The sequence below is a fragment of the Allobosea sp. P4_E12 genome, assembly GCF_056401655.1.
Genome location: NZ_JBFUIY010000004.1, coordinates 292,755 through 319,310 on the forward strand (window position 1 = coordinate 292,755; position 26,556 = coordinate 319,310).

The 26,556-nt window shown below is 66.1% G+C and carries 25 protein-coding genes; 23 read left to right on the top strand and 2 right to left on the bottom strand.

What is annotated here, in order from left to right:
• Positions 1 to 9: 9 nt before the first annotated feature.
• Complete coding sequence (hisB, locus tag AC1DW9_RS06960; protein ID WP_113515683.1) at positions 10 to 597, bottom strand: imidazoleglycerol-phosphate dehydratase HisB; 588 nt, start codon at positions 595 to 597, stop codon at positions 10 to 12.
• 244 nt (positions 598 to 841) lie between these two features.
• Between hisB and hslV the strand changes: the two genes are divergently transcribed.
• The 17 genes from hslV (at position 842) to trmB (ending at position 17,479) form a co-directional block, all read left to right on the top strand.
• The gene (hslV, locus tag AC1DW9_RS06965; protein ID WP_441505083.1) at positions 842 to 1,411 is read left to right on the top strand and encodes an ATP-dependent protease subunit HslV; all 570 of its coding nucleotides are present in this window, start codon (positions 842 to 844) and stop codon (positions 1,409 to 1,411) included.
• A 29-nt stretch (positions 1,412 to 1,440) separates the two neighbouring features.
• Positions 1,441 to 2,748 carry an ATP-dependent protease ATPase subunit HslU gene (gene hslU, locus AC1DW9_RS06970; RefSeq protein ID WP_476855056.1) on the top strand — a complete coding sequence of 436 codons (1,308 nt, stop codon included), beginning with the start codon at positions 1,441 to 1,443 and terminating at the stop codon, positions 2,746 to 2,748.
• A complete protein-coding gene (gene murJ / locus AC1DW9_RS06975) occupies positions 2,748 to 4,337 on the top strand; it encodes a murein biosynthesis integral membrane protein MurJ (RefSeq protein ID WP_441505122.1) in 1,590 nt (529 codons plus the stop codon). Before hslU ends, murJ begins: the two co-directional genes overlap by 1 nt.
• Positions 4,338 to 4,364: 27 nt before the next feature.
• Complete coding sequence (trpS, locus tag AC1DW9_RS06980; RefSeq protein WP_441492010.1) at positions 4,365 to 5,414, top strand: tryptophan--tRNA ligase; 1,050 nt, start codon at positions 4,365 to 4,367, stop codon at positions 5,412 to 5,414.
• A 74-nt stretch (positions 5,415 to 5,488) separates the two neighbouring features.
• Positions 5,489 to 5,983: a universal stress protein gene (locus tag AC1DW9_RS06985; protein WP_476855057.1), complete on the top strand. Its 495-nt coding sequence runs from the start codon at positions 5,489 to 5,491 to the stop codon at positions 5,981 to 5,983.
• Positions 5,984 to 6,078: 95 nt separating this feature from the next.
• Complete coding sequence (locus tag AC1DW9_RS06990; RefSeq protein WP_441492011.1) at positions 6,079 to 6,639, top strand: NifU family protein; 561 nt, start codon at positions 6,079 to 6,081, stop codon at positions 6,637 to 6,639.
• Positions 6,640 to 6,702: 63 nt separating this feature from the next.
• Complete coding sequence (gene tsaB / locus AC1DW9_RS06995; RefSeq protein WP_476855058.1) at positions 6,703 to 7,386, top strand: tRNA (adenosine(37)-N6)-threonylcarbamoyltransferase complex dimerization subunit type 1 TsaB; 684 nt, start codon at positions 6,703 to 6,705, stop codon at positions 7,384 to 7,386.
• A gap of 52 nt (positions 7,387 to 7,438) precedes the next feature.
• The gene (locus AC1DW9_RS07000) at positions 7,439 to 7,936 is read left to right on the top strand and encodes a GNAT family N-acetyltransferase (protein WP_476775116.1); all 498 of its coding nucleotides are present in this window, start codon (positions 7,439 to 7,441) and stop codon (positions 7,934 to 7,936) included.
• Between the two features lie 85 nt (positions 7,937 to 8,021).
• Positions 8,022 to 8,828 (top strand): lysophospholipid acyltransferase family protein, encoded by an 807-nt coding sequence (locus AC1DW9_RS07005; RefSeq protein WP_476775117.1) that lies wholly within the window; start codon positions 8,022 to 8,024, stop codon positions 8,826 to 8,828.
• Between the two features lie 115 nt (positions 8,829 to 8,943).
• Positions 8,944 to 10,299 (top strand): tRNA (N6-isopentenyl adenosine(37)-C2)-methylthiotransferase MiaB, encoded by a 1,356-nt coding sequence (gene miaB, locus AC1DW9_RS07010; protein ID WP_476775118.1) that lies wholly within the window; start codon positions 8,944 to 8,946, stop codon positions 10,297 to 10,299.
• 220 nt (positions 10,300 to 10,519) lie between these two features.
• Positions 10,520 to 11,608 (top strand): PhoH family protein, encoded by a 1,089-nt coding sequence (locus AC1DW9_RS07015; RefSeq protein WP_476775131.1) that lies wholly within the window; start codon positions 10,520 to 10,522, stop codon positions 11,606 to 11,608.
• Complete coding sequence (gene ybeY / locus AC1DW9_RS07020; RefSeq protein ID WP_441492016.1) at positions 11,605 to 12,174, top strand: rRNA maturation RNase YbeY; 570 nt, start codon at positions 11,605 to 11,607, stop codon at positions 12,172 to 12,174. The genes AC1DW9_RS07015 and ybeY overlap by 4 nt, the downstream gene beginning before the upstream one ends.
• The gene (locus AC1DW9_RS07025) at positions 12,171 to 13,154 is read left to right on the top strand and encodes a hemolysin family protein (RefSeq protein ID WP_441492017.1); all 984 of its coding nucleotides are present in this window, start codon (positions 12,171 to 12,173) and stop codon (positions 13,152 to 13,154) included. The genes ybeY and AC1DW9_RS07025 overlap by 4 nt, the downstream gene beginning before the upstream one ends.
• Complete coding sequence (lnt, locus tag AC1DW9_RS07030; protein WP_476770852.1) at positions 13,154 to 14,749, top strand: apolipoprotein N-acyltransferase; 1,596 nt, start codon at positions 13,154 to 13,156, stop codon at positions 14,747 to 14,749. The genes AC1DW9_RS07025 and lnt overlap by 1 nt, the downstream gene beginning before the upstream one ends.
• Before the next feature lie 139 nt (positions 14,750 to 14,888).
• Positions 14,889 to 15,302, top strand: coding sequence for a helix-turn-helix domain-containing protein (locus AC1DW9_RS07035; protein ID WP_069878567.1), 414 nt, complete (start codon positions 14,889 to 14,891; stop codon positions 15,300 to 15,302).
• A 159-nt stretch (positions 15,303 to 15,461) separates the two neighbouring features.
• Positions 15,462 to 16,667 (top strand): methionine adenosyltransferase, encoded by a 1,206-nt coding sequence (gene metK, locus AC1DW9_RS07040; protein ID WP_441492019.1) that lies wholly within the window; start codon positions 15,462 to 15,464, stop codon positions 16,665 to 16,667.
• A 107-nt stretch (positions 16,668 to 16,774) separates the two neighbouring features.
• On the top strand, positions 16,775 to 17,479 hold the full coding sequence (trmB, locus tag AC1DW9_RS07045; RefSeq protein ID WP_476767838.1) for a tRNA (guanine(46)-N(7))-methyltransferase TrmB: 705 nt from the start codon (positions 16,775 to 16,777) through the stop codon (positions 17,477 to 17,479).
• On the opposite strand, the gene AC1DW9_RS07050 is transcribed toward trmB, so the two are convergent.
• The gene (locus tag AC1DW9_RS07050) at positions 17,454 to 18,542 is read right to left on the bottom strand and encodes a DUF2336 domain-containing protein (protein ID WP_441492021.1); all 1,089 of its coding nucleotides are present in this window, start codon (positions 18,540 to 18,542) and stop codon (positions 17,454 to 17,456) included. The two genes, trmB and AC1DW9_RS07050, sit on opposite strands and share 26 nt — an antisense overlap.
• A gap of 297 nt (positions 18,543 to 18,839) precedes the next feature.
• On the opposite strand from AC1DW9_RS07050, the gene rimP reads away from it, so the two are divergent.
• From rimP to truB, 6 genes are all read left to right on the top strand, one after another.
• A complete protein-coding gene (gene rimP, locus AC1DW9_RS07055) occupies positions 18,840 to 19,520 on the top strand; it encodes a ribosome maturation factor RimP (protein WP_441492022.1) in 681 nt (226 codons plus the stop codon).
• Between the two features lie 5 nt (positions 19,521 to 19,525).
• Positions 19,526 to 21,115: a transcription termination factor NusA gene (gene nusA, locus AC1DW9_RS07060; RefSeq protein ID WP_476855059.1), complete on the top strand. Its 1,590-nt coding sequence runs from the start codon at positions 19,526 to 19,528 to the stop codon at positions 21,113 to 21,115.
• 14 nt (positions 21,116 to 21,129) lie between these two features.
• Positions 21,130 to 21,858 carry an RNA-binding protein gene (locus tag AC1DW9_RS07065; protein ID WP_441492023.1) on the top strand — a complete coding sequence of 243 codons (729 nt, stop codon included), beginning with the start codon at positions 21,130 to 21,132 and terminating at the stop codon, positions 21,856 to 21,858.
• Positions 21,855 to 24,713, top strand: coding sequence for a translation initiation factor IF-2 (gene infB, locus AC1DW9_RS07070; RefSeq protein ID WP_441505094.1), 2,859 nt, complete (start codon positions 21,855 to 21,857; stop codon positions 24,711 to 24,713). Before AC1DW9_RS07065 ends, infB begins: the two co-directional genes overlap by 4 nt.
• 146 nt (positions 24,714 to 24,859) lie before the next feature.
• Entirely contained in the window at positions 24,860 to 25,291 is a 432-nt protein-coding gene (gene rbfA, locus AC1DW9_RS07075; RefSeq protein ID WP_441492025.1) for a 30S ribosome-binding factor RbfA, read from the top strand.
• A complete protein-coding gene (gene truB / locus AC1DW9_RS07080; protein WP_476767842.1) occupies positions 25,278 to 26,216 on the top strand; it encodes a tRNA pseudouridine(55) synthase TruB in 939 nt (312 codons plus the stop codon). The genes rbfA and truB overlap by 14 nt, the downstream gene beginning before the upstream one ends.
• The last annotated feature ends 340 nt before the right edge of the window (positions 26,217 to 26,556 follow it).

The window sequence follows — 26,556 nt, forward strand, 5'->3', positions numbered from 1 at the left end:
CATGGCCCCTTATAGCGCGCCCTTGGTGGACGGCACGCGGCCGCCTTCGCGCGGATCGACCTCGAGCGCGTGACGCAACGCCCGCGCCAACCCCTTGAAGCAGCTCTCGGCGATATGATGGGCATTGTCGCCGTAGAGTGTCTCGACATGCAGGGTCAGGCCCGCATTGATCGCGAAGGCCTGGAAGAACTCGCGCACCAACTCGGTATCGAACGTGCCGATCTTCTCGGCCTTGAAGCTCGTGCGGAACACCAGAAAGGGCCGGCCGGAGACGTCGACGGCGACGCGGGTCAGCGTCTCGTCCATCGGCAGATGCACGTCGGCGTAGCGGCGGATGCCCTTCTTGTCGCCGAGCGCCTGCTTTACCGCCTCGCCGAGCGCGATGCCCGCATCCTCGACCGAGTGGTGATCATCGATATGGGTGTCGCCTTTCACCGTGACCGCAAGATCGATCAGCGAATGGCGGGCAAAGAGATCGAGCATATGGTCGAAGAAGCCGACGCCTGTCGCGATCTCGGCCTTGCCCGTGCCGTCGAGCGAGAGCTTGACCGAGATATCGGTTTCATTGGTGCGGCGCTTCACTTCGCCCGAACGCATTTGAAAAGCCCTTGTGACCTTGCTGGCCGGTGCTTTAGCGCGCTTTCCGCTCGACTGAAATCAGCCGAGCGACAAGAATTCGCGCCAAAGTGGCTGCTGAAGCATGTTCTCGTCGCAAAAGTGCATCCCACTTTTGCGGGACATGCTCTAGCAGCGCGTTGACGCTCACGCCACCCGGCCGATTGTGCAGCGCCTGAAAAGCCCTACATCTGGCGAACGGCCGGAAACACTGGAAGACGCTCTGATGGATAACGACAACAAGGCCCCCGTGATGCACGCCACCACCATCCTGATGGTGCGCAAGGGCGGGCGCGTGGTGATCGGCGGCGACGGGCAGGTCTCGCTCGGCCCGACCATCATGAAGGGTAACGCCAAGAAGGTGCGCCGCCTCGCCAAGGGTGCGGTGATCGCCGGCTTCGCGGGCGCAACAGCCGATGCCTTCACCCTGTTCGAACGGCTGGAGACCAAGCTCGAGCAATACCCGACGCAATTGCTGCGCGCCTGCGTCGAGCTCGCCAAGGATTGGCGCACCGACCGCTATCTGCGCCGGCTGGAAGCAATGCTGCTGGTCGCCGACAGGGAGGTCAGCCTGCTGATCTCCGGCACGGGCGACGTGCTGGAGCCGGAAGCGGGCGAACATGGCTCGGTGATGGCCATCGGCTCCGGCGGCAACTTCGCCCTGGCAGCGGCGCGCGCGCTGGTCGATGTCGAGCCCGACGCCGAGACGATCGTGCGCAAGGCGATGAAGATCGCCGGCGACATCTGCGTCTACACCAACCACAGCCTCGTCATCGAGAGCCTCGACATCGCCTGATGTCCGCTGACGCCCAATCGGAAGTATCCATGACCTCTTTTTCCCCCCGTGAGATCGTCTCCGAGCTCGACCGCTTCATCGTCGGCCAGAAGGATGCCAAGCGTGCCGTCGCCATCGCGCTGCGCAACCGCTGGCGCCGTCAGCAGCTCGAAGGGCCGCTGCGCGAAGAGGTCGCTCCCAAGAACATCCTGATGATCGGGCCGACCGGCTGCGGCAAGACCGAGATCGCGCGCCGGCTGGCGCGCCTCGCCAATGCGCCCTTCCTCAAGGTCGAGGCGACCAAGTTCACCGAGGTCGGCTATGTCGGTCGCGACGTCGAATCGATCATTCGCGATCTCCTCGAGATCGGCATCAGCCTCGTCCGCGAGGCCCGGCGCAAGGATGTCCAGGCCAAGGCACATCTTGCAGCCGAGGAGCGCGTGCTCGACGCGCTGGTGGGGTCGACGGCCAGCCCGGCGACGCGCGATTCCTTCCGTCGCAAGCTGCGCGCAAACGAACTCGACGAAAAGGAGATCGAGGTCGAGATCGCCTCTGGCGCGAGCTCGACCCCGATGTTCGAATTGCCCGGCATGCCCGGTGCCTCGATCGGCGCGATCTCGCTCGGCGACATGTTCGGCAAGGCTTTCGGCCAGAAGGGCAAGCCGCGGCGCATCCTCGTCAAGGATGCCTATGGCCCGCTGATCGCCGAGGAGAGCGACAAGCTGATCGACCAGGACGCGATCGTCCAGGATGCCATCCGCGAGGTCGAGAATAACGGCATCGTCTTCCTCGACGAGATCGACAAGATCTGCGCGCGCGAGGGCCGAGGCGGCGCAGACGTCTCGCGTGAGGGCGTACAGCGTGACCTGCTGCCGCTGATCGAGGGCACCACGGTTGCCACCAAGCACGGGCCGGTGAAGAGCGACCACGTCCTGTTCATCGCGTCGGGGGCCTTCCATGTGTCGCGCCCGTCCGACCTGCTGCCCGAGTTGCAGGGACGCCTGCCGATCCRCGTCGAATTGCAGCCGCTCGATGTCGAGGATTTCAAGCGCATCCTGACCGAGACCGAGGCGAGCCTGATCAAGCAGACGGTCGCACTGATGGCGACCGAGGAGGTCACGGTCGACTTCACCCCGGACGCGATCGACGCCATTGCCCGCATCGCCGTCGCGGTAAACTCCACCGTCGAGAATATTGGCGCGCGGCGGCTCCAGACCGTGATCGAACGGATTCTCGACGAGATTTCATTCACGGCCACAGACCGCTCGGGCGAGACCGTCACGATCGACGCGCCCTATGTCGAAGTGCGGATCGGCGACCTCGCCAAAAATGCGGATCTGAGCCGGTTCATCCTGTGATGCAGCCACCGGCGGAGCCGAGTCCTACCGGGTCGCGCCTTGCGCGCGATTCGGCGGTGGTCGGCGCTGCCACGGTGCTGTCGCGCCTGCTCGGCTTCGCCAGAGATGTGCTGATCGCGCGCCTGCTCGGTGCCGGCCCGGTCGCGGATGCCTTCCTGGCAGCCCTGCGCCTGCCCAATCTGGTCCGGCGCGTGCTCGGCGAAGGCGGACTGAATGCGCCCTTCGTACCGCTCTATCTCGACATCAAGGCTTCGCGCGGCGAAGCGGCGGCTCGTGGCTTCGCCGGAGAAGCCACGGCGCATCTCGGTCTGCTGCTGCTGGTGCTGATCGCATTCGGCGAAATGTTCACGCCCTGGCTGGTGCTGGGGCTGGCCGGCGGCTTTGCGAACGAGCCCGAAACGCTTGCGCTGGCCAGCCATTTTACCCGGTTGATGCTGCCTTTCCTGCTGCTGACGACGCTCGCCGCGTTGCTGGCTGCGCTGCTCAACGCCGAGCGCCGGTTCACGACGGCGGCTCTCGCGCCGGCATTGATGAACGCCATCCTGCTCGGCGTGCTGCTGGTCCAGCTCTCGCGGGGCGCAGAGGCCATGGTGAGCGCCAGTCTGCTCGCCATCTTCGTCAGCCTGACCGGGTTCGCCCATCTCGGCCTGATCCTGCTTCGATTGCACAGGATCGGGCTGCCGCGCCTCAGTCTGCGCTGGTCGCCTGACATGAGCCGCCTCATGCGCACCGGCGGCGCGACCCTGCTCGCGGCATCGAGCGCACAACTCGTCCTGCTGGTTGCGATGCAGATCGCCTCGACAGAAGGCGGAGCGGTCGCGGCGCTCTATTACGCCGACCGCATCTTCCAGCTGCCGCTCGGCTTCGTCGGCGTCGCGATGGGCACCGTCGTGCTTTCCGAAATGGCGAGCCATGAGAGTGCGCGGGACGATGCCATGCTCGGTCGTGCGCTGGCGCTCGGATTGGCGCTTGCCGTGCCGGCGGCCGTCGCGTTGGCCGCGCTGGCCGAGCCGATCGTATCGGTGCTGTTCGAGCATGGCCGTTTCGGCCCTGAAGATCGGGTGCGCACAGCAGGAGCCCTGGCAGCTTTCGCGCTCGGTCTTCCCTTCGCGGTGATGGCAAAGGTCTTCGGTCAGGTCTATTTCGTCCGGCGCATGCCACGTATCCCGCTGCTTGCTGGACTAGCCGCCGTCCTGGTGGCCGTTTTCTCCGGCTATGGCGCTGCGCCCGGCAAGGATGCCGCGACCGTCGCCGCCCTCGCAGCAAGCCTCGCCTTTGTTGCCCAGGCCGTTCTGCTGTCGCTCCATCTGCGGCGCCAGGGCCTGTGGCGGCCGAGCCTTGCAAGCCTGCGGCCGATCATCGCCATACTGGGCGCCAGCGCCATCATGCTGGGCGCGCTCCTCCTGCTTCTGCCGGCGCTGACGACCTCGCTCGCCCCGGGCGAGCCCCTGCTGTTGCGGATTGCGTCCCTGGCCGCGCTCTGTCTCGGCGGCCTCGCGGCCTATGGCCTTGCTGGCGCCCTCTTCGGCGCTTTCGGCCTCCCGCACTTGCGCCTTGCCCGCGCTTCCGCCAGAACGCCGCGTTCCTGATACCCGCTCGCGACAATGGAGCGCCTGATGGCCGAATTTCCCCAACGCGTCTTTTCCGGCATGCAGCCGACCTCGACGCTTCACCTCGGCAATTATCTCGGCGCGCTCACGAACTGGGTCGCGATGCAGGAGAGCTATGACTGCGTGTATTGCGTGGTCGACATGCACGCTATCACCGTCTGGCAGGACCCTGCCGAGCTGACGCGTGCCATCCGCGAGGTCACAGCGGCCTATCTCGCCGCCGGCGTCGACCCGAAGAAGAGCATCATCTTCAACCAGAGCCAGGTCGCGCAGCACGCCGAACTTGCCTGGGTGTTCAACTGCGTTGCCCGCCTCGGATGGCTCAATCGCATGACCCAGTTCAAGGAAAAGGCCGGCAAGGACCGCGAGAACGCCTCGGTCGGACTCTACGCCTATCCGAATCTGATGGCGGCCGACATCCTGCTCTACAAGGCAACACATGTGCCGGTCGGCGAGGACCAGAAGCAGCATCTCGAACTGGCGCGCGATATCGCGCAGAAGTTCAACAATGACTTCGCCGAGCAGATCGCCGCTCGCGGCCTCGGCACCGGCGAGCTCGGCTTCTTCCCGCTGCCCGAGCCGATGATCCAGGGCCCGGCGCCGCGTGTGATGAGCCTGCGCGACGGCACCAAGAAGATGTCCAAGTCGGACGCATCCGACTATTCCCGAATCAATCTGACCGATGACGCCGAAACCATCGCGCAGAAGGTGCGTAAGGCGAAGACCGATCCCGAGGCCTTGCCATCCGAGGAGAAGGGCCTTGAGGGCCGGCCCGAGGCCGAAAATCTCGTCGGCATCTATGCCGGCCTGAGCGGCGAAAGCAGGGCAAAGGTGCTCGGACAGTTTGGCGGCGGACAGTTCTCGGCCTTCAAGGCCGCGCTCGTCGATCTCGCCGTGACGAAGCTGGCGCCGATCGCTGGCGAGATGCGCCACCTGCTCGCTGATCCCTCCCATATCGATGGTATTCTCGGGCAAGGCGCCGAGCGCGCAGCAGAGATTGCCGCTCCGATCATGCGCGACGTCAAGGACGTGGTCGGCTTCGTCCGCGGCCGGTGACGCAGGTGGGCTTGCGCTGACGTTGCGGCGCAGGCCACCATGGGCTCTCCCGAAGCGGCGGCAGGTTTGAATCGATGGTGACGCGACGGCGGTCCTATGAAACGGGCCATCGCCCGAAATTCCTCGCGGTGGTCGACGATAGCGAAGAATGCGCCAAGGCCGTGCGCTTCGCCGCGCGGCGGTGCGCGCGTATCGGCGCCTCGATCGTGCTGCTCGGCGTCATCACTCCGCCCGAGCACGAGACCTGGCTCGGTGTCGGTGAGGTGATGYAGGCCGAGGCGGAAGCGGAAGCCGAACGGCTACTGGACGATGCGGCGGCAACCGTGCGCGCGCTCGCCGGGCTCGAGCCCGAGAAGGTTGTCCGCACCGGCGTGAAGTCGGACGAACTCGTCAAACTGATCGAGGCCGACGAGGACATCTCGCTGCTGGTGCTCGCCGCCGGCACCGGGCGCGACGGTCCAGGCCCACTGGTCAGCGCTCTTGCCGGCAAATCGGCCGGCACCTTCCCGATCCCGGTCGCAATCGTGCCCGGCCATCTCGAGGACGAGGAGATCGACGCGCTGGCCTGACCCGCAAGGCCGGGTTGGCGCTGGAATGATTCCAGCAACGCGCCTATATCGGGCTCAGGAACGGCGGCCTTGACCCGCCGGCACCGGAGGCCACCATGTTCATCCAGACTGAAGCCACGCCGAACCCGGCGACATTGAAATTCCTGCCCGGGCGCACCGTCATGCCGGACGGCACCCTCGAGCTGCGCGACGCCGAGCAGGCCGACCGTTCGCCGCTGGCCTTGCGTCTCTTCGCCGTCACCGGCGTCTCCGGCGTCTTCCTCGGTTCCGACTTCATCACGGTCACCAAGTCGGGCGGCGAATGGCCGCATCTCAAGCCCGCGATCCTCGGTGCCATCATGGAGCACTTCATGTCGGGCGCGCCGGTCCTCTCGGACGGCTCGAAGGCCGATGTCACCGACGAAGGCGAATTCTTCGCGCCGGAGGACGCCGCCACCGTCGAGACGATCAAGGATCTGCTGGAGACACGCATCCGCCCTGCGGTCGCCGGCGATGGCGGAGACATCACCTTCCGCGGGTTCAAGGATGGCGTCGTCTATCTCGCGATGAAGGGATCCTGCTCGGGCTGCCCGTCCTCGACTGCGACGCTGAAGCACGGCATCCAGAATCTGCTGCGCCACTTCCTTCCGGATGTGCGCGAAGTCGAGGCCGTCTGATATTATTCGCCTGGGCATGATCTTGTCCGAACGCCGTTCTGCATTCCTCAGGATCGTGACCTGATGCGCATTCTCGCCATCGACACCGCGCTTGGCGCCTGTTCCGCCTGTGTCCTCGACATGGGCGAAACCACGCCCCTCGCACGCGAACAGATTGCGATGGATCGCGGACATGCCGAGGCGTTGATGCCGCTGATCGAACGGGTGATGAACACCGTCGACGGCGGGTTCGCCTCGCTAGACCGCGTCGCCGTGACCATCGGGCCGGGCAGCTACACCGGCCTGCGCGTCGGAATCAGTGCCGCACGCGCCATCGCGCTGGCTGCGGGAATCCCCGCCGTCGGCGTGACGACGCTGGCGGCAACCGCCGCGCCCCTCATTGGCAGGGAGTCGGGCCGCGTCGTCGCCGCCGGGCTGGACGCCAAGCATGGCCAGGTCTGGTTCCAGGCGCTGAGCTCGCAGGGCAAGCAGCTCGTTTCGATTCGGCAGGTCAATTATCGGGATGCTGCGCGCGCGATCGGTGCCGGTCCGGTCAGCCTTGTCGGCTCCTCGGCGCTCGCCGTTGCGAATGAGGCCTGGGCGATCGGGCTCGATGCACTGGTCATCGACGATGCCAAGGCTCCGGATGTGACCTGGGTCGCACGACTAGGCCTTCTCGCCGATCCTGCCACCGCGCCGCCGCGCCCGCTCTACCTCAAGGAGCCGGAGACGACACCGCAGGATCGCGCCCGCTTGCCGCGGCGCTGACGGCGTCCATTTCGACGTTTTGCCGGCTCCCGGGAACATGCGATCAAGCGGCATGGATTGGCTGCGTAAACTTCTGCACCCTCACGCTGCGCCGGCGCGAACAGCGCGCCTCGACGTGCGGCATGCACGCCATGTTGCGGCACTTCATCATCTCGGCGGCTTCGCCCGCGGCTGGGAGCCCGGAGAATGCGCGGGGCTTCTGGTGGACAGCGCCGTCGTCGCCGACGGCGTGTTCGCCGGCAACGAGCCTAACCCCGCCGGCTTCGTGATGTCTCGACGGGCCGTGGACGAGGCCGAGATCCTGAGCATCGTCGTCTCGCCCCGCCAACGCGGCAGCGGACTTGGTCGTGCATTGCTCTCGGCCCATCTCAGCCAACTCGCTGGCATGGGCGTCGCCCATGTCTATCTCGAGGTGGAAGACGGCAACGCCGCTGCCGACCGGCTCTACCGGCATTTCGGCTTTCGCGAGGTCGGGCGGCGCAAGGGCTACTATCCCAAGGCCGACGGCACGCGTGCCACCGCCGTCACCATGCGGCTCGATCTCGCGTGACAGCGGCAGCCACGTCGTCCATGAAGCGCACCGGATTTCTGTCCTTCACACTTTCGCGATCCGCGCGACGGGAGCCACGCCCCGCATGAATGGTCTACGCCCCGGCGCGATCCTGCGGCTCGTCCTGCTCGGTCTCGGCACTGCCGCGCTTGTCCCGGTGCAGCTCGTCGCATTGCGCCTTGGGCCACGCCATGGCTGGACCGTGCCGCTGTGGTTTCATCGGCTGGCCTGCACCTGCCTCGGTGTCCGGCGTCATGTCCGCGGCACCCCGCCGCCGAAGGGCGCAGGCGGACTGATCGTCGCTAACCATGTCTCCTGGCTCGACATTCCGGTGATCGGCGCCGCGCAGCCGCTTTCCTTTGTTGCCAAGGCCGAGGTTGCGACCTGGCCGGTGATCGGCTTCCTGGCCGCAGTGCAGCGCACGCTGTTCATCGACCGAACGCGCAAGACCGCAACCGCCGGCATCACCGCCGAGATGGGCAAGCGAATTTCCGACGGGCAGGCCGTGGTGCTCTTTGCCGAAGGCACCACGGGCGACGGCACGAGAACATTGCCGCTGCGGTCTTCCCTGCTCGGCGCCGTTCACGAAGCGCTCGGCCGCAATGACAATAACGGCGACATCACCGTCTATCCGCTCTCGATCACCTATACCGGCTTTCACGGGATGGCGGGCGGACGCGTCGAGCGTTCGTCGCTGGCGTGGTATGGCGATACGGAGCTCGCACCCCATCTTAAAGCGATGCTCAACTCCGGTGCGATCGACGTTGAGCTCGCATGGGGCGAGCCGATCCGCATGGGCCACGAGACCTCGCGGAAGGTCGCGACCCGGCGGGCGGAGCAGGCGATCCGCCGCGCTCGTCGCGAGGCGGTGACAGGACGGCCGGTCTCGTGAAGGTCATTGCGCGTATTGGCGCGGATGTTGCTTTGTGAAGGACGCATAGCGCGAGGTCATTTTCACGGCGCGCGATCCAGAGTAAGGAGACGGTTTGGAGACCCGATCCGAAACGATGAAGAAAGTCCACATCAAGTCCTTCGGCTGCCAGATGAACGTCTATGACGGGCAGCGCATGGCCGACATCCTTGCCGCGCAAGGCTACGAGGAGACGGCGGCGCCGGAAGGCGCGGACCTCATCCTGCTCAACACCTGTCATATCCGCGACCGCGCGGTGCAGAAGGTCTATACCGAGCTCGGCAAGCTGCGCGACCTGAAGAACGGCCAGAACGCGGCCGGCCAGGAGACGAGAATCGTCGTCGCCGGCTGCGTTGCCCAGGCTGAAGGCGCGGAAATCCAGCGCCGGCAGCCTGCCGTGGACCTCGTCGTCGGCCCGCAAGCCTATCACCGGCTGCCGGAGCTGCTGGCGGAGGCGAAGCGCAAGCGCGTCGTCGACACGGACCTGCCGATCGACGACAAGTTTGGCTTTCTGCCAGCGCCGAAACCTGCGGCCATCCGGGGCCGCGGCATCTCGGCTTTCGTCACCATCCAGGAAGGCTGCGACAAGTTCTGCGCCTTCTGCGTCGTCCCCTATACGCGGGGCGCCGAATTCTCGCGGCCGGTCACGGCACTCGTCAGTGAGATCGAGCGACTGGCGGATGCCGGCGTGCGCGACGTCACGCTGATCGGCCAGAACGTCAATGCCTATCATGGCGAAGGCCCCGACGGGCAGATCTGGGGCCTGGCGCGGCTGATGCACCGCGTCGCCGAGATCGCTGGCATTGCCCGCATTCGCTATACGACGAGCCACCCGCGCGACATGGACGACGATTTGATCGCCGCCCATCGCGACCTGCCGCAGGTCATGCCGTTCCTGCACCTGCCGGTGCAGGCGGGCTCGGACCGCATCCTGGCAGCCATGAATCGCAAGCACACGGCGGACGAGTATCGCCTGTTGATCGAGCGCGTGCGCAAGGCGCGGCCCGATATCGCGTTGTCCTCCGACTTCATCGTCGGCTTCCCCGGCGAGACCGAGGCGGATTTCTCCGAGACGCTGCGGCTGGTCGAGGATATCGGCTTCGCTTCGAGCTACACCTTCAAATACTCGCCCCGTCCGGGCACGCCCGCGGCCGAGCTGGAGCACCAGATCGCCCCGGAAGAGATGAGCGAACGGCTGCAGCGCCTGCAGGAGCGCGTCGAGCATCACCGGCAGGCCTTCAACCACGCCATGGTCGGCCGCACCGTCGATGTCCTGTTGGAACGTGCCGGACGTCACCCCGGACAGCTTGCAGGGAAATCGCCATACCTTCAGGCTGTGCAGATCGACACCAAGGCGAATCAGATTGGCGACATGGTGAAGGTGCTGATCGAACGGGCTGGCTCCAATTCGCTGTTCGGCCGCGAGGCCGGGCCAGAGGGGCTCGCCGCGTGACCGCCAGATCACCAGGTCCAGCTTTCGAGCCAGCTCTCAATGCCTGTCATCAGGATGAGATCGACGCGTCCGGATATGCCGAAGGACTACCCGGCCTCACGCCCCTGTTCGGCCGGGCACGCGCGCCAGGGAGACGACTCTATTGGCACAGACTGACCAGGTGACCCCGAGATCCGATCGAGAGCCGCGCCGCGAGGGCGCATCGCCACGTGTCGAGAGCCTGACACGCGACGGGGTCCCCGCCACGGAAGTCGTGTTGTCCTTCGAGGATAACCGGCTGGCCAGTCTGGTCTTCGGTCAATACGACCAGAATCTGGCTCATCTTGAGCGCCGGCTCGGTGTCGTGATCAGCCCGAACGGCAACCATGTCACCGTCAAGGGCCCGCGCGAGACGGCCGAGCAGGCCGGGCGCGTGCTGAAGACGCTCTATACCCGCGCCAAGGCGGGCGCTCCGCTCAATCTCGGCGAGGTCGACGGAGCCATCGAGGAAAGCAACATCCAGCGTTCGCTGTTCCCGGCGGAAAATACCGGCAAGGCCTCGTTCGAGGCGATCGTCACCCGCAAGCGTGGGCCGGTGCGGGCCCGGAATGCGGCGCAGGATGCATATCTGCGCCAGCTCAAGCGCCACGAGCTCGTGCTCGCGGAGGGGCCGGCCGGCACCGGCAAGACCTGGCTCGCGGTCGGGCATGCCGTCTCGCTGATCGAGCAGGGCGTGGTCGAGCGCATGGTGCTGTCACGTCCGGCCGTCGAGGCTGGCGAACGCCTCGGCTTCCTGCCCGGCGACATGCGCGAGAAGGTCGATCCCTATCTGCGCCCGATCTATGACGCGCTGAACGACTTCATGGAGGCGCGGCATGTCGAGCGCGCCCTGCAGACCGGCATGATCGAGATCGCTCCGCTCGCTTTCATGCGCGGACGGACCCTGACCAATGCGGTCGTGCTGCTCGACGAGGCTCAGAATGCGACCTCCGTGCAGATGAAGATGTTCCTCACCCGGCTCGGCGAGGGCTCGCGCATGATCATCACGGGCGATCCGAGCCAGATCGATCTGCCGTCGGGACAGCGCTCGGGATTGGTCGAGGCCGTGAGGCTCTTGGCCGATGTGGAGGGCGTCGGCCATGCCCGCTTCGAGGAAGGCGACGTGGTCCGGCACGATCTCGTGCGCCGCATCGTGATGGCTTACGAGGATGCTTCCCGCCGAGAGCGGGATGAGCGCGAGGAGCGTGCCCGGTCCGTCGTCGCCGAGGCGGCGCCTGAAGACCACAGCGAGGGTCTGCGGCGCACATTGTCGCGGGAGAGGCCGCGATGAACGATCGACCTCGTTCGCGGCGCGCAGCGCCGCGAACGCAAAGCCTCGCGATCGACATCCGCCTGCAGTCGCGCCGCTGGCGCGAGCTCGCGGATCTGCGCGAGCGCGTCGCCCGGGCAACGGAAGCGGCGCTCACCGTCGCCGCCATCAAGCCGCTGGCCGAAGCAGAGCTGAGCCTTCTCTTCACCGACGACAAGCGCATCCGCATCGTCAATCGCGACTGGCGTGGCTTCGACAAGGCGACGAATGTGCTCTCCTTTCCAGCCGCCACGCCGGAGCGCATAGGCTCGAGCCCCGTCCTCGGCGATATCGTGCTGGCCTATGAAACCGTTGCGCGCGAAGCCGAGAGCGAAGGCAAGAGCATGGGCGACCATCTCAGCCATCTCGTCATCCACGGCCTCCTGCACGTGCTGGGCGAGGATCACGAGACCGAAGCCGAAGCGACGCGGATGGAAGGGCTCGAGATCGCCGCGCTCGCGAGCCTCGGCATCGCCAATCCCTATGCCGGCACCGAACCAGAAGCCGCTCCAGCGGCACAGACCAAGGCAGATCACCCCGTACCATGAGCGACGACAGTAGACCCTCCCCAAGTGAACCTCCCAGTCGCGGCCTGGCACAATGGCTGAGCCATTTCCTCGACCGGCTGGGCCTGCGGAACGGGGCAACGATTCGCGAGGACATCACCGAAGCGCTCGCCCAGGGGAGCGGGCAGCTCGCCGATCTGAGCCCGCAGGAGCGGGCCATGCTCTCCAATGTTCTGAGCCTGCGCGAGCGCCGCATCGCCGATGTCATGGTCCCGCGCGCCGACATCATCGCGGTCCAGTCCGAGGCAACACTCGGCGAATTGCTGGCCCTGTTCCGCACCGCCGGCCATTCGCGCCTCCCGGTCTATGGCGAGACGCTCGATGACCCCCGCGGCATGGTCCATATCCGCGATTTTCTCGATTTCATCGCAGCCCGGGCCAAACCCGGTCGCCGCGGCGCGCAGCCCGGAACGGCCGGCCCCAATCTCGGCGCGATCGATCTTTCCGTCACTCTGGCTTCGGCCAAGATCCTGCGGCCCGTGCTCTATGTGCCGCCGTCGATGCCTGCCGTCGATCTGCTGGTCAGGATGCAGGCCACCCGCACACATATCGCCCTCGTCATCGATGAATATGGCGGCACCGATGGCCTGGTCTCGATCGAGGACCTGGTCGAGATCGTGGTCGGCGATATCGAGGACGAGCATGATCTCGACACCGCGCCGACGATCGCGGTGGCTGGCGAGAACCGTTTCACCGCCGATGCCCGCGCGACACTCGAAGACCTGAAGGACGCAACCGGGATCGACCTTTCCGAGACTGACGTCGCCGAGGACGTCGACACGCTCGGCGGGCTCATCGTCACGCTCGCCGGGCACGTCCCGGCACGGGGCGAGCTGATCCAGGGGCCCGAGGGGCTGGCCTTCGAGATTCTCGACGCCGACCCGCGCCGCATCAAGCGGCTGCGCATCCATCGGAATGTTCCCACCGTCTCCGAGGCTCCTGCGACGACGGATCCCGGCTGATGCGCCTTGCCGCCCTGGCCGACAGGGTCATCCTCGCCTGGGGCTGGCCGAAGCGCCTGATCGCGCTCGTCGCCGGCGCCAGCGGCGCCCTCGCCCTGCCGCCCCTCGATCTCTGGCCACTGATCGTCGTGCCGATGACCATTGCGGTCTGGCTGATCGACGGCGCAGTCGGCACAAGTCGCGGGGCGCGCTTCCGCGCCGCCATGGCTGCCGGCTGGTGGTGGGGTTTTGGCTTCTTTCTCGCAGGACTGTGGTGGCTTGGTGCTGCCTTTCTTGTCGAGGCCGACAAATTCGCCTGGGCCATGCCGCTCGGCGTCATTGCCCTGCCCGCCTTCCTCGCCGTCTTTCCCGCCCTGGCCTTCGGTGCCGCCCGCCTGGTCTGGCCACATGGCGGCGGCCGCATCCTCATCCTTGCTGTCGCGCTCGCCTTGAGCGAGTGGCTGCGCGGGCATGTGCTGACGGGCTTTCCCTGGAACGTCTACGGCATGATGCTGGCCGGTCAACCATGGATTGCGCAGTTCGCCTCAGTCGCCGGCCTTTACGGCCTGACCTTGGTGGCGGTCGCGCTCGGCGCAGCGCCGGCGATGCTCGGCACCGGCAAGCCGGGCCCGGAGCGCTGGCAGGCGCCAGTTCTGGCGCTCGCGGTCCTGTGCGGGCTGCTCGGCTTTGGTGCTTGGCGCATTCCCGCCGCGCCATCGCCCACCGTCCCCGGCGTGAAACTTCGCCTGATGCAGCCCAATCTGCCGCAGGACGCCAAGTTCAATCCGCGCAACGGCGAAGCGATCCTCAACCGCTATCTTGCGCTCAGCGACCGGGCGACAAGTCCCACGACTCTGGGCGTCCAGGACGTCACCCATCTGATCTGGCCGGAATCGGCCTTCCCTTTCCTGCTCGGACGAACCCCGGGCGCGCTGTCGCGGATCGCGGCCCTGCTGCCGCCGAACACAACCTTGATCACCGGCGCAGCCCGCGCCGGCGAAACGCTGCCGGGCGAAAGTCGGCCGCCGATCTTCAATTCGGTCCAGGTTGTCGACGATCAGGGCGTGATCGTCGCGAGCTATGACAAGGTCCATCTCGTGCCGTTCGGGGAGTACTTGCCCGCGTTCCTCGAGACGCTGATCCGCAGTGTCGGACTGTCCGAATTCGTCGCCGTTCCCGGCGGTTTCACGGCCGGCGCACGCCGGACACCGCTCACCGTGCGCGGCTTGCCGCCGGTCGCATCGCTGATCTGCTATGAGGCCGTGTTTCCCGGCGAGGTGATGCCGCAGGGCCCCAGACCCGGCTTCATGCTCAATCTCACGAATGACGGCTGGTTCGGTCAGACGAGCGGTCCTTACCAGCATCTCGCCCAGGCCCGGTTGCGGGCCGTCGAGCAGGGATTGCCCCTGGTGCGCGTCGCCAATACCGGCATATCCGCCGTGATCGACGCCTATGGCCGGATCACCGGCAGCCTGCCGCTGGGGAGCGAGGGGGTGCTCGACTCGGCCCTGCCCAGTCACGCCTCTGTTACGCCTTACGCGCAGCTCGGGGATGTCATTTTTGCAGGCCTTGTTGTAATATTCTTGCTCATCTCGCGGTTGCGACTTTCAAAATAATTCCAACTGGAACTATTCCCAGCGCAGAAGATGTCGTTTAAGAAGCAATTTAGTTGAAACTAGTGTATTGTGTTTGACCATAGGACACTGCCGGATTGCGGCTTCGGCAGAATGCCCCTGATCCGAGGCCCGTCGATCCATGCTGAAGAAAATCCCCAATCCGATCGATCGCCATGTTGGCAGCCGCGTCCGGATGCGCCGCATGCTTGCCGGCGTCAGCCAGGAAAAGCTTGGTGAAGCACTTGGGCTGACCTTCCAGCAGGTTCAGAAATACGAGAAGGGCGCAAACCGCATCAGCGCCAGCCGCTTGCAGCAAATCGCCAAGATGCTGGATGTGCCGGTCTCCTTTTTCTTCGAGGGCGCCCCGTCCGGCGACATGCCGTCGGGAGGCTTCTCGGACGCCGCCTCCACGACCTATATTTCGGATTTCCTGGCGACCAGCGAAGGCGTGCAACTCACCAAGGCCTTCGTGCGCATTAAAAATGGGCAGGTTCGACGCCGGGTTATCGATCTGGTTGAGGCCATTGCCGAGGAACACGCTGAAAAGCCCTGATTGAAGCGTCTCGGCGTTCGTCTTGACGAACGTTTCTCCCGATAAACGGATTTGAGCGCTTGACGGCGAACACGTTCGCTGCAAGAACGCTGCGCCCCGCACCGGCAGGGTCCGTGCTGGCGGCCACCAGCTTGTCCGTGCATGAAGGATCCTTCGTCCGTGTCACGCCAGAACTATCTCTTCACCAGCGAGTCCGTTTCCGAAGGTCATCCTGACAAGGTTTGCGACCGGATTTCCGACGAGGTCGTCGATCTGTTCTTCAAGGAGGCCGTCAAGGCAGGGATGGATCCGGCCCAGGTGCGCGTCGCTTGCGAGACCCTGGCCACGACGAACCGCGTCGTCATCGCCGGTGAGGTCCGCACCTCGCTCGACGAGAAGGCGCTGAAGAGCAAGGTCAAGTCGGCGGCCCGCAAGGCGATCCGCGCGATCGGCTACGAGCAGGACGGCTTCCACTGGAAGAAGTGCAAGATCGACGTGCTGCTGCACTCGCAATCGGCCGACATTGCCCAGGGCGTCGACGCCGCCGGCAACAAGGAAGAAGGCGCGGGCGATCAGGGCATCATGTTCGGCTACGCCTGCCGCGAGACGCCCGAGCTGATGCCGGCGCCGATCTACTACGCCCACAAGATCCTCGAAGTCCTGGCCAAGGCCCGCCATGCGGGTGAAGGACCGGCCGCCAAGCTCGGCCCCGATGCCAAGAGCCAGGTCACCGTCAAATACGAGAACGGCAAGCCGGTCGGCGTCACGCAGATCGTGCTCTCGACCCAGCATCTCGACGACTCGCTGAGCTCTGCGGATGTCCGCAAGATCGTCGAGCCGCATATCCGCGAGACGCTGCCTGAGGGCTGGATCTCGAAGGACACCGTCTGGCACGTCAATCCGACCGGCAAGTTCGTGATCGGCGGTCCTGATGGCGATGCCGGCCTGACCGGCCGCAAGATCATCGTCGACACCTATGGCGGCGCTGCCCCGCATGGCGGCGGCGCGTTCTCCGGCAAGGACCCGACCAAGGTCGATCGTTCGGCTGCCTATGCTGCGCGCTACCTCGCCAAGAACGTGGTTGCCGCCAAGCTCGCCGAGCGCTGCACGATCCAGCTCTCCTACGCCATCGGCGTTGCCAAGCCGCTCTCGATCTATGTCGACCTGCATGGCACTGGCAAGGTCGACGAGGCCAAGCTCGAAAAGGCTCTGGGCGAGGTGATGGATCTCAGCCCGCGCGGCATCCGGACCCATCTCAACCTCAACAAGCCGATCTACGCGAAGTCTGCCTCCTATGGCCATTTCGGCCGGAAGGCCGGTCGCGACGGCAGCTTCTCCTGGGAGAAGACCGACCTGATCGACACGCTGAAGAAGGCCGTAGCCTGATCCAGCGCGGATGTTATGACGGGGTTCGGTCTACCGGATCCCGGAGAGGCCGGAGCGATCTCGCTCCGGCCTTTTGCTTTCGCCGGTGACGACGGGGTTTTGGGATCATGAGCGAAGAACGAGACCTGGAGAGAGATCTCGAACGAGCCTTCTTCGGCCGGCGCAAGGGCAAGCCTCTACGCGAAGGTCAGAGCGTGCTGATCGAGGGCACCCTGCCACGGCTGCGCCTGCCCGAAGGCGCGATCCTGGATCTGAAGGCATTGTTTCCCAAGCCGGTCGAGGCGGTGCGGCTGGAGATCGGCTTTGGCGGCGGCGAGCATCTGCTCTCCCGCATGCGAGAGAGTCCGGAGATCGGCTTCATCGGCTGCGAGCCCTTCGTCAATGGCATGGCGAAGTTCCTGGCGGTGATCGAGCGGGAAGGCCTCACCAACGTCCGGCTCTGGGATGGCGATGCCGCGCTGATGCTGCCGCGCCTGCCGGAAGGCGGCCTCGATGCGATCGACCTGCTCTATCCCGATCCCTGGCCGAAGCGCAGGCAACGCAAGCGCCGTTTCGTCTCGGAGCGGACGCTCGCCCTGTTCGCGCGGGCGCTGAGGAAGGGTGGGCGTTTCCGCTTCGCCAGCGATATCGACGACTATGTCGGCTGGACCTTGTCGCGGCTGCTGCACTCACCGGATTTCGACTGGGCCGATGAGCGCGCCGACGACTGGCGCCAACCCTATCCGGGCTGGATCCGCACGCGTTACGAGGCCAAGGCCATCGCTGCCGGGCGCGTACCGAGCTATCTCACTGCACGCCGTCGCGCATCCTGAGGAAGCCGAGCACCCGCTGCGCCGTCACCGGCGTCAGGTTGCGGAAGTTCTGGCGGGCCCGCTCGACCGCAGGTGCCGATTTGCCATCGCCCTTGCGCAGGGTGATCAGGGCGCGAGTAGTCTCCCAGGACCAGCCAAGCCCCCGGCCGACGAGCAGCACCGCGTCGCGATCCGGGCCGAGGATGATCTGCTCCGTCGCCTGCAGGCCGAGCCTCGCCAGGATGGCGACGCCGCAGATGGCGTGTTCGATTGCGCCCGAAGCGGCGAGCTCGGCGACCTTGGCCTCGTCGAGTCTGCCCTCATCATGGAAGGCCTTGATATCGGCCAGCGCAGCGCTGAACTTGCCGAGATCGTCCTGAAGCTGGTCTTGTGCGGCGACCGCATCGGCGCTGCGCTCCACCGCGCGGTCGACGGCTCCGCCCATTGCCGGCTCGAACGTCGCAGCGAGCCTGCGACGCGCCGAATTCTTCGCAGCCAACGTCAATTGCTCGACCAGCTCTGCCGGGATGTCGCTCCGGGTTCCCAGCGTCGCCTGCAAGCCGTCATCCTGGACCGCACGCATCACCAGCACGCCCATGCCATGCCGCGAGAAGCGGGCGGATTGGTTGGCCGCAACCGCGTGGGTCACGACACGACCGCCCCGCAGGATCAGGAAATCAGTCACCGGCTCGGCGAGATACGGACGCTCGGTGATCGCGAGCATATGGTCGCGCCCCTTTGCGGCGGAGATCGCAACCAGATCCTGATCGGACAGCACGGGTGAGCCCACCAAAACCGGCCGCGCAACCGCGATCTCGTCGAGCGCAAGCTGGCGCACCACGCCGCCTGGCGCATTCGGCACGATGGACAGCCGCTCGGACAATTCGACCCGCGCGCGGGTTTCAATGGCGCGGGCAAGCCTGCCGATCACCACGTCGAAGACGCTGATCTGGTCATCGCCCATCGTCGCGGCCGTGCTGACGAAGAGATCGGTCAGACGCATCAGGATCTGGACGCGCTCATCGCCCGAGCCTCGCGACATCGTCGCTTCAAGATCACGCAACAGCGCGCTGACCGAACTCATTACGCAACCTCTTTACGCACCATTGGCCGACGCTAGACGAGAAGAATGACCAGCCGGTTAGCGCAATTGCATAAAGCCGGGCGCGGAATGGAAGCACCATTGCCGTTACATGGCGTTCCTTTCGACACCCTGCTCCCTGCCAGGGCAGCTTTGATCTTGCATGCCCGGCCGTTGCGGACTAAATAGCGACGCAACAGCTCTGGTTTCGGTGTAAGCCGATGATCAAGAGCGGGCCGGCCGGCCCGCTCTTTTTTGTTGGCCGCAAGCCCTGCCGGAGCGAAGGCAGGCAGTCCGAACATGAACGAGCCGACAGCAGCAGATCAGGACAGGCGCGTAGTGACCGAAAGCGGTGTGGCCGCGCGTGTCGCTGCCATCATCGAGCCGGCGATCATCGATCTCGGCTACAGGCTGGTGCGCGTGCGCGTCTCCGGCCAGAACGGTTGCACCGTGCAGATCATGGCCGAACTCCCGGACGGCACGATGACCGTCGAGGGTTGCGAGGCGGTGAGCCAGGCGGTTTCGCCGGCGCTCGACGTCGACGATCCCATCCAGGCCGCGTATCATCTCGAGGTGTCGTCGCCGGGGATCGACCGGCCGCTGGTGCGCCCGAGCGATTTTGCGCGCTGGTCCGGTCACCTTGCCAAGATCGACACGCACGAGCTGGTCGGCGGCCGCAAGCGCTTCCGCGGCATCCTGCGCGGCGTCGAGGGCGATACGGCCCTGCTCTCGCGCGACGATGCGAAGACCGAGGAAGAGCGCGACGTCGCGATTCCGATGAACGCCATTGGCGAAGCGCGGCTTGTTCTGACCGACGCCCTGGTCACCGAATCACTGCGGCGGGGCAAGTCTGGCCTGCCGCCCGAGATGCCGCCGGCGGACGAGATCGCCAGCCCGAAGAAGGGCAGGGGCAAATCACTGGGACCGCGCCCGGGCACACAGCCCAAGCCGGCTCCGCAGAACGACAACGAAGAGGAGTGAGCGTCATGGCTGTTAGCGCCAACAGGCTCGAACTGCTGCAGATCGCGGATGCCGTCGCCCGCGAGAAATCGATCGATCGGCAGATCGTCGTCGACGCGATGCAGGACGCCATCGCCAAGGCCGCTCGCTCGCGCTACGGCGCCGAGACCGACGTTCATGCCGAGATCAACACCAAGTCGGGCGAACTTCGCCTGGCGCGCCACCTGCAGGTCGTTGAGCAGGTCGAGAACACCTCGACCGAGATCACGCTCGCCGAAGCCAAGCGCCACAATCCGGCAGCCCAGGTCGGCGACGTCATCTCCGATCCGCTGCCGCCCTTCGATTTCGGCCGCATCGCCGCTCAATCGGCCAAGCAGGTCATCGTGCAGAAGGTGCGCGAGGCCGAGCGCGATCGCCAGTATGACGAGTACAAGGATCGCATCGGCGAGATCGTCAACGGCGCAGTGAAGCGCGTCGAGTACGGCAATGTCTTCGTCGATCTCGGCCGCGGTGAAGCCATCATCCGTCGCGACGAGATGATCCCGCGCGAGACCTTCAAGGTCGGCGACCGCGCACGCGCCTATGTCTACGACGTGCGCCGCGAGCCGCGTGGCCCGCAGATCTTCCTGTCGCGCACGCATCCGCAGTTCATGGCCAAGCTGTTCGGCCAGGAAGTGCCGGAGATCTATGACGGCATCGTCGAGGTGAAGGCTGTCGCCCGCGACCCAGGCTCGCGTGCCAAGATCGCCGTGATCAGCCGCGATTCCTCGATCGATCCCGTCGGCGCCTGCGTCGGCATGAGGGGCTCGCGCGTGCAGGCCGTCGTSGSCGAGCTGCAGGGCGAGAAGATCGACATCATTCCGTGGTCGCCGGATGTCGCGACATTTGTCGTCAATGCACTGCAGCCGGCTGAAGTCGCGAAGGTCGTGCTCGACGAAGAGGCCGACAAGATCGAGGTCGTGGTTCCCGACGAGCAGCTCTCGCTCGCCATCGGCCGCCGCGGTCAGAATGTTCGCCTCGCCTCGCAGCTGACCGGCTGGGATATCGACATCCTGACCGAGGCCGAGGAATCGGAGCGCCGCCAGAAGGAATTCCTGCAGCGCACCGAGACCTTCATGAACGCGCTGAATGTCGACGAGACCGTCGGCCAGCTGCTGGCCTCGGAAGGCTTCCGTTCGGTCGAGGAGGTCGCTTACGTCGACCTCGCCGAACTGGCCACGATCGAAGGCTTCGACGAGGAAACGGCGGGCGAGATCCAGTCGCGCGCTCAGGAATACCTAGCGACGGTCGAAGCCGAGCTCGACGACAAGCGTCGTGCTCTGGGTGTCGAGGACGCATTGCGCGAAGTCGAGGGCATCACCACATCGATGATGGTCGCGCTCGGCGAGAACGATGTGAAGTCCGTCGAGGATCTGGCGGGCTGCGCGACTGACGATCTCGTCGGCTGGACCGAACGCAAGGATGGCGAGAGCACACGCCATTCCGGCTATCTCGACGGGTTCGACCTGTCGCGCCAGGATGCAGAGGCCATCATCATGGCCGCGCGCATCAAGGCGGGCTGGGTCGAAGCTCCCGCTGAGGAGCCCGAGGCCGACAGCGAAGCGGCCGAGGCCTGAGTCAGGCGCGCGTGATGAAAAGGCCGGAATCGGCGCGGCCCGCGCACAAGGACGGCCCTGAGCGCAGCTGCGTCGTGACCCGCATGGTCAAGGCGCCGGAGGATCTGATCCGGTTCGTGGTCAGCCCCGACGGGGTTCTCACGCCGGATTTGCGCCGCAAGCTTCCGGGCCGCGGCGTCTGGACGAGCCTCAGCGCGGCCACGGTCGCCGAGGCGATCAAGCGCAAGGCCTTCGAGCGCTCGCTCAAGACCAAGGTCATGATACCGCCTGATCTTGCGGCTATGATCGATGGCTTGATGCATCGCGATGCAGTCCAGGCGCTGGCCATGGCCAACAAGGCGGGACTGGTTTCGTCCGGCTTTGCCAAGGTCGAGGCTTCTATCGGATCGGGGCGTCTCGCCGCGGTGATCGAAGCCAGCGATGGCGCCGAGGATGGCCGACGCAAGATAGGACAGGCTCTCAAGCGGGTTGCGGCAGCGCGAGCCGAGGATGGGCTGAAGGTCCGAAACACACCTGTCGTCGCGGAATTCGCGGCGGCTGATTTGGAATTGGCGTTGGGGCGGTCACATGTGATACATGCGGCCCTTGCTCCGGGACCGGCGGCCGAGGGTTTCCTCTCCCGCTGGCGTCGGCTCGTCCGTTACCGGATGGGCGATGCCGGTGCGTTGGGCCCGGAAAGCCCGACGGATTTCGACGAGACAGACGAACACACGACCGAACCGGCAGGACCGAAAGCGGAATGAGCGATACCAAAAACCCGGGCGACAAGACTTTGACGGTCAGCCCTCCGAAGACCCTAACGCTGAAGCGGCCGATCGAGCAGAGCACGGTTCGGCAAAGCTTCTCGCATGGGCGCTCGAAGCAGGTCGTCGTCGAGGTCAAGCGCCGCGTCGGTGGGCCCGAAGTCAAGGAAGCGCCGGTGGCTCGTGCGCCGCAGCCCGCGGTGCAGCCCGCTGCCCCGCGTCCGGTCGTACCCCAGCCGGCTCCCGCAGCTCCGAAGCCAGGCGGCATGCTGCTGCGCACCCTCTCGGACGACGAGAAGGATGCGCGTCAGCGCGCCCTGTCCGACTCGCGAGCCCGTGAGCTCGACGAGCGCCGTCAGGCCGAAGAGGAAGCCCGCCAGCGTGCGCTTGTTGCAGAACGCGAACGGGCCGAGCGCGAGGCAGCTCTTGCTCGCCAGCGCGAGGAAGAAGAGCGCCGTCGTCAAGAAGACGAGCAGAAGCGTCGCGCCGAAGTCGCCGCTCGTCAGCGCGATGATGCCCAGGCCGCCCGTCCGGCAGCCCCCCAGCAGCCGCGTGAGCAGGTCTCGGCCCCGGCTCCATCCGCTCCGCCGCAGCAGCAGGCGCAGCCGTCCCAGCCTTCAACCTATGCTCCCGCCGCACGGCCCGCATCCGGTCCGCGCGAGTTCGGTGGCGCACGTCCGCAGATGCGCGACGTCGGTGCACGTCCGCCGCGGCTCGACTCGCGTCCTGCCCGGGTCGACGCACCGCGTCCCCCCCGTGCCGGTGATCCGAGCGCTCCCGCAGAGCCGGCCGTCGTCCGCCCGGCCCGTCAGGCCCCTTCGGCCGGCGCCCCGCGCAGCCGCCCCGATGATGGTGAGGCCAGGCCCGCGTTCCGTCGCCCCGGCGGCGCTCCCGGCGCTGCCAATCGCGGCGCGCCGACTCCCGCCCCGAAGACGCCCAAGGCCGGTGAGAAGCCGCGTGGCCGCCTGACGCTCTCGACCGCTACCGGCGGTGATGACGAGCGGACACGGTCGGTTGCAGCCTTCCGCCGTCGCGTCCAGCGCATGACCGGGCACCGTGCCTCGGACGTCGCCAAGGAACGCGTGATGCGCGAGGTGATCATCCCCGAGACGATCACCATCCAGGAACTCGCCAACCGCATGACCGAGCGTGGCGTCGACGTCATCCGCCTGCTGATGAAGCAGGGCGCGATGCACAAGATCACCGACGTGATCGACGCCGACACTGCTCAGCTCGTGGCCGAGGAAATGGGCCACACCGTCAAGCGCGTCGCCGAATCCGACGTCGAAGAAGGCCTGTTCGATACGCCCGACACCGATGAGATGCTGATCCAGCGTCCCCCGGTCGTGACCATCATGGGCCATGTCGACCACGGCAAGACCTCGCTGCTCGATGCGATCCGCCAGACCCATGTCGTGACCGGCGAGGCCGGTGGCATCACCCAGCATATCGGCGCCTATCAGGTGACGACGCCGACCGGCTCGAAGGTGACCTTCATCGATACCCCGGGCCACGCCGCCTTCACGGCGATGCGTGCCCGTGGTGCCAAGGTGACGGATATCGTCGTTCTCGTGGTGGCAGCCGACGACGGCGTGATGCCGCAGACGGTCGAGGCCATCAACCACGCCAAGGCGGCCAAGGTCCCGCTGATCGTGGCGATCAACAAGATCGACAAGCCCGACGCCAACCCGGACCGCGTGCGGTCCGAGCTGCTGCAATACGAGATCCAGGTCGAGACGCTGGGCGGCGAAACGCTGGAAATCGAGGTTTCGGCCAAGACCGGCCAGAACCTCGACAAGCTTCTCGAGGCTATCTCCCTGCAGGCTGAACTGCTCGATCTCAAGGCCAATCCCGATCGCGCTGCCGAAGGCACCGTGATCGAGGCGAAGCTCGATCGCGGCCGCGGCCCGGTCGCGACCGTGCTCGTCCAGCGCGGCACGCTGCGCACCGGCGACATCGTCGTGGCGGGCTCGGAATGGGGCCGGGTGCGCGCCCTGATCGGCGACACCGGTGCCCAGATCAAGGAGGCGCCCCCGTCGCTGCCGGTCGAGGTTCTCGGATTCAACGGCACGCCTGAGGCCGGCGACCGCGTCGCGGTTGTCGAATCCGAAGCGCGTGCCCGCGAGGTCACCGATTACCGTGAGCGTCAGAAGCGCGACCGGATCGCAGCTCGTGGCGGTGGATCGGCAGCGGGCCGCTCGCTCGCGGAGATGATGCGCGACCTCAAGGAAGGCGCTGGCCGCAAGGAATTCCCGCTCGTCGTCAAGGGCGACGTGCAGGGTTCGGTCGAGGCCATCGTCGGCACGCTCGAGAAGGTCGGCAACGACGAGGTGCGCGCACGCGTGCTGCAGTCGGGTGTCGGCGGCATCACCGAATCCGATATCACGCTCGCCCAGGCTTCCGGCGCGGCTGTGATCGGCTTCAACGTGCGTGCCCACAAGGAAGCGCGCGAGGCGGCCGAACGGGCCGGCGTCGAAATCCGCTACTACAACATCATCTACAACCTCGTGGATGACGTGAAGGCGGCGATGTCGGGCCTGCTGGCTCCGACCCTGCGCGAGACGATGCTCGGCAATGCCCAGATCCTCGAGATCTTCAACGTCTCGAAGGTCGGCAAGATCGCCGGCTGCCGCGTCACCGACGGCACGATCGAACGCGGCGCCAATGTCCGCCTGATCCGCGACAATGTCGTGGTCCACGAGGGCAAGCTCTCGCAGCTCAAGCGCTTCAAGGACGACGCCAAGGAAGTGGTTGCCGGCCAGGAATGCGGCATGTCCTTCGAGAATTATCAGGACATGCGCGCTGGCGACGTGATCGAGTGCTATCGCGTCGAGGAGATCAAGCGGACGCTGTGATCCGTCGCGGCCGGGCTTGTCCCGACCGCCTGACGATCACGAGCGCCCGCTCCTTCGCAGAACCTTGACGTCATGGCCGGGCCAAGCCCGGCCATGACGTTTCTACGATCCACGCTCATCCGGTCCGAGTCCGGAGATCGAGAACCATGGCAAGACCAGCAAAACCCAGCGGCCCCTCGCAGCGACAATTGCGCGTCGGCGAACTCATCCGTCACGCACTGGCCGAGATGCTCGCCCGCGGCGACATTCACGACGACGTGCTGGCGAAGCATGTCATCACCGTGCCGGAGGTGCGCCTCTCGCCCGATCTCAAGCTCGCGACGGCCTACATCATGCCGCTCGGCGGCAATGACATCGCGCCGGTCCTGAAGGCGCTCGATGGCCACAAGCGCTATATCCGGGGCGAGATCGCCCATCGGGTGAACCTGAAATACGCGCCCGATATCCGCTTCCGCCAGGATGAGAGCTTCTCGGAGGCCGAACGCATCGATGCGCTGCTCGATTCCGATTCGGTGCGCCGCGACACGCTGCGCCAGCCCCTGAAGATCGACCAAGACGACCATCATGACGACGAATAGCGAGACAGTGGCGCCTCCGCACGCGCAGCAGCCCCGCCCGAAGAAGCGCGACGTGCATGGTTGGGTGGTGCTCGACAAGCCCGTCGGCATGACCTCGACCCATGCGGTCAGCGTGGTGAAGCGCGCCTTCAGCGCCAAGAAGGCCGGCCATGCCGGCACGCTCGACCCCCTCGCTTCAGGCCTGCTGCCGATCGCGCTGGGCGAGGCGACCAAGACAGTCCCCTTCGTCATGGATGGCCGGAAGGCCTATCAGTTTACCGTCGCCTGGGGCTCGCAGACCGAGACCGACGATACCGAAGGCCGTGTGATTGCGACCTCGGAGCTACGCCCGCAGGAATACGCCATCGCGGCCCTGCTGCCGCGCTTCACGGGCACGATCCTGCAAACGCCCCCCAAATACTCAGCCATCAAGATCGCCGGCGAGCGCGCCTATGACCTCGCCCGGGATGGCGAAGAGGTGGTGCTGCAGCCCCGCCCGGTCGAGATCGATGCGCTGTCGATCGTCAGCCATGACGGCGCGACGACGACGTTCGAGGCCGAATGTGGCAAGGGCACCTATGTACGCGCCATCGCCCGCGATCTCGGCGTTGCGCTCGGCTGCCTCGGGCATGTCGCCCATCTCAGGCGCACCCGCGTCGGCCCCTTCACGGTGACCGAGGCGACGACCGTCGAGACGTTGCGCAGCAGCCAGGAAGAGGCCGAGGGCGCACTCCGGCCGGTCGCAGCAGCGCTTGAGCTCATTCCGGAGATCGTGGTCCATCGCGATGCGGCCCTGCGGCTGAAGCGTGGCCAGAGCGCACTATTGCGCGGTCGCGATGCGCCGATCGAAGCCGAGGCTGTCTATGCGACCAGCGGCGGCGTGCTCATCGCCACTGGCTCGATCAGCAATGGCGAGCTGGTGCCGCACCGGGTCTTCAATCTCTAATCCATGCGGTCGGATCCCGTATCCAATCCCATGATTCAACCCCCTGGGTTTGCGTCGGCCTTTCCGAAAGCCGCAATCCACTTTTCGGGCCGATGCTTCAGGCCGGGACGAGACTGAACTGCGTGGCGCGCAAGCGTGCAGCGTCACGCAGGGGCGGTGCTCCGAACAGGCGACTTGTACTTCCAGCTGAACTGCGACGGGCTTTCATAGCCCGCCCTGAAGCCCGCCCTGAAGCCCGCCGAGGCGGCATCGAACAACTCCGGCCTAGCCGGGTCCGGCATCATGCCGGAGCCAGGCGGCGGCCGAGATGCAGGCCGCCGCCACTACCAGAAAGCCTGAA

Bases quoted from the DNA above. Each gene is read 5' to 3' on its own strand.
- hisB (WP_113515683.1), bottom strand. From the start codon at position 597: ATGCGTTCGGGCGAAGTGAAGCGCCGCACCAATGAAACCGATATCTCG.
- hslV (WP_441505083.1), top strand. From the start codon at position 842: ATGGATAACGACAACAAGGCCCCCGTGATGCACGCCACCACCATCCTG.
- murJ (WP_441505122.1), top strand. From the start codon at position 2,748: ATGCAGCCACCGGCGGAGCCGAGTCCTACCGGGTCGCGCCTTGCGCGC.
- trpS (WP_441492010.1), top strand. From the start codon at position 4,365: ATGGCCGAATTTCCCCAACGCGTCTTTTCCGGCATGCAGCCGACCTCG.
- AC1DW9_RS06990 (WP_441492011.1), top strand. From the start codon at position 6,079: ATGTTCATCCAGACTGAAGCCACGCCGAACCCGGCGACATTGAAATTC.
- tsaB (WP_476855058.1), top strand. From the start codon at position 6,703: ATGCGCATTCTCGCCATCGACACCGCGCTTGGCGCCTGTTCCGCCTGT.
- AC1DW9_RS07000 (WP_476775116.1), top strand. From the start codon at position 7,439: ATGGATTGGCTGCGTAAACTTCTGCACCCTCACGCTGCGCCGGCGCGA.
- AC1DW9_RS07005 (WP_476775117.1), top strand. From the start codon at position 8,022: ATGAATGGTCTACGCCCCGGCGCGATCCTGCGGCTCGTCCTGCTCGGT.
- miaB (WP_476775118.1), top strand. From the start codon at position 8,944: ATGAAGAAAGTCCACATCAAGTCCTTCGGCTGCCAGATGAACGTCTAT.
- ybeY (WP_441492016.1), top strand. From the start codon at position 11,605: ATGAACGATCGACCTCGTTCGCGGCGCGCAGCGCCGCGAACGCAAAGC.
- AC1DW9_RS07025 (WP_441492017.1), top strand. From the start codon at position 12,171: ATGAGCGACGACAGTAGACCCTCCCCAAGTGAACCTCCCAGTCGCGGC.
- lnt (WP_476770852.1), top strand. From the start codon at position 13,154: ATGCGCCTTGCCGCCCTGGCCGACAGGGTCATCCTCGCCTGGGGCTGG.
- AC1DW9_RS07035 (WP_069878567.1), top strand. From the start codon at position 14,889: ATGCTGAAGAAAATCCCCAATCCGATCGATCGCCATGTTGGCAGCCGC.
- trmB (WP_476767838.1), top strand. From the start codon at position 16,775: ATGAGCGAAGAACGAGACCTGGAGAGAGATCTCGAACGAGCCTTCTTC.
- AC1DW9_RS07050 (WP_441492021.1), bottom strand. From the start codon at position 18,542: ATGAGTTCGGTCAGCGCGCTGTTGCGTGATCTTGAAGCGACGATGTCG.
- rimP (WP_441492022.1), top strand. From the start codon at position 18,840: ATGAACGAGCCGACAGCAGCAGATCAGGACAGGCGCGTAGTGACCGAA.
- AC1DW9_RS07065 (WP_441492023.1), top strand. From the start codon at position 21,130: ATGAAAAGGCCGGAATCGGCGCGGCCCGCGCACAAGGACGGCCCTGAG.
- infB (WP_441505094.1), top strand. From the start codon at position 21,855: ATGAGCGATACCAAAAACCCGGGCGACAAGACTTTGACGGTCAGCCCT.
- rbfA (WP_441492025.1), top strand. From the start codon at position 24,860: ATGGCAAGACCAGCAAAACCCAGCGGCCCCTCGCAGCGACAATTGCGC.
- truB (WP_476767842.1), top strand. From the start codon at position 25,278: ATGACGACGAATAGCGAGACAGTGGCGCCTCCGCACGCGCAGCAGCCC.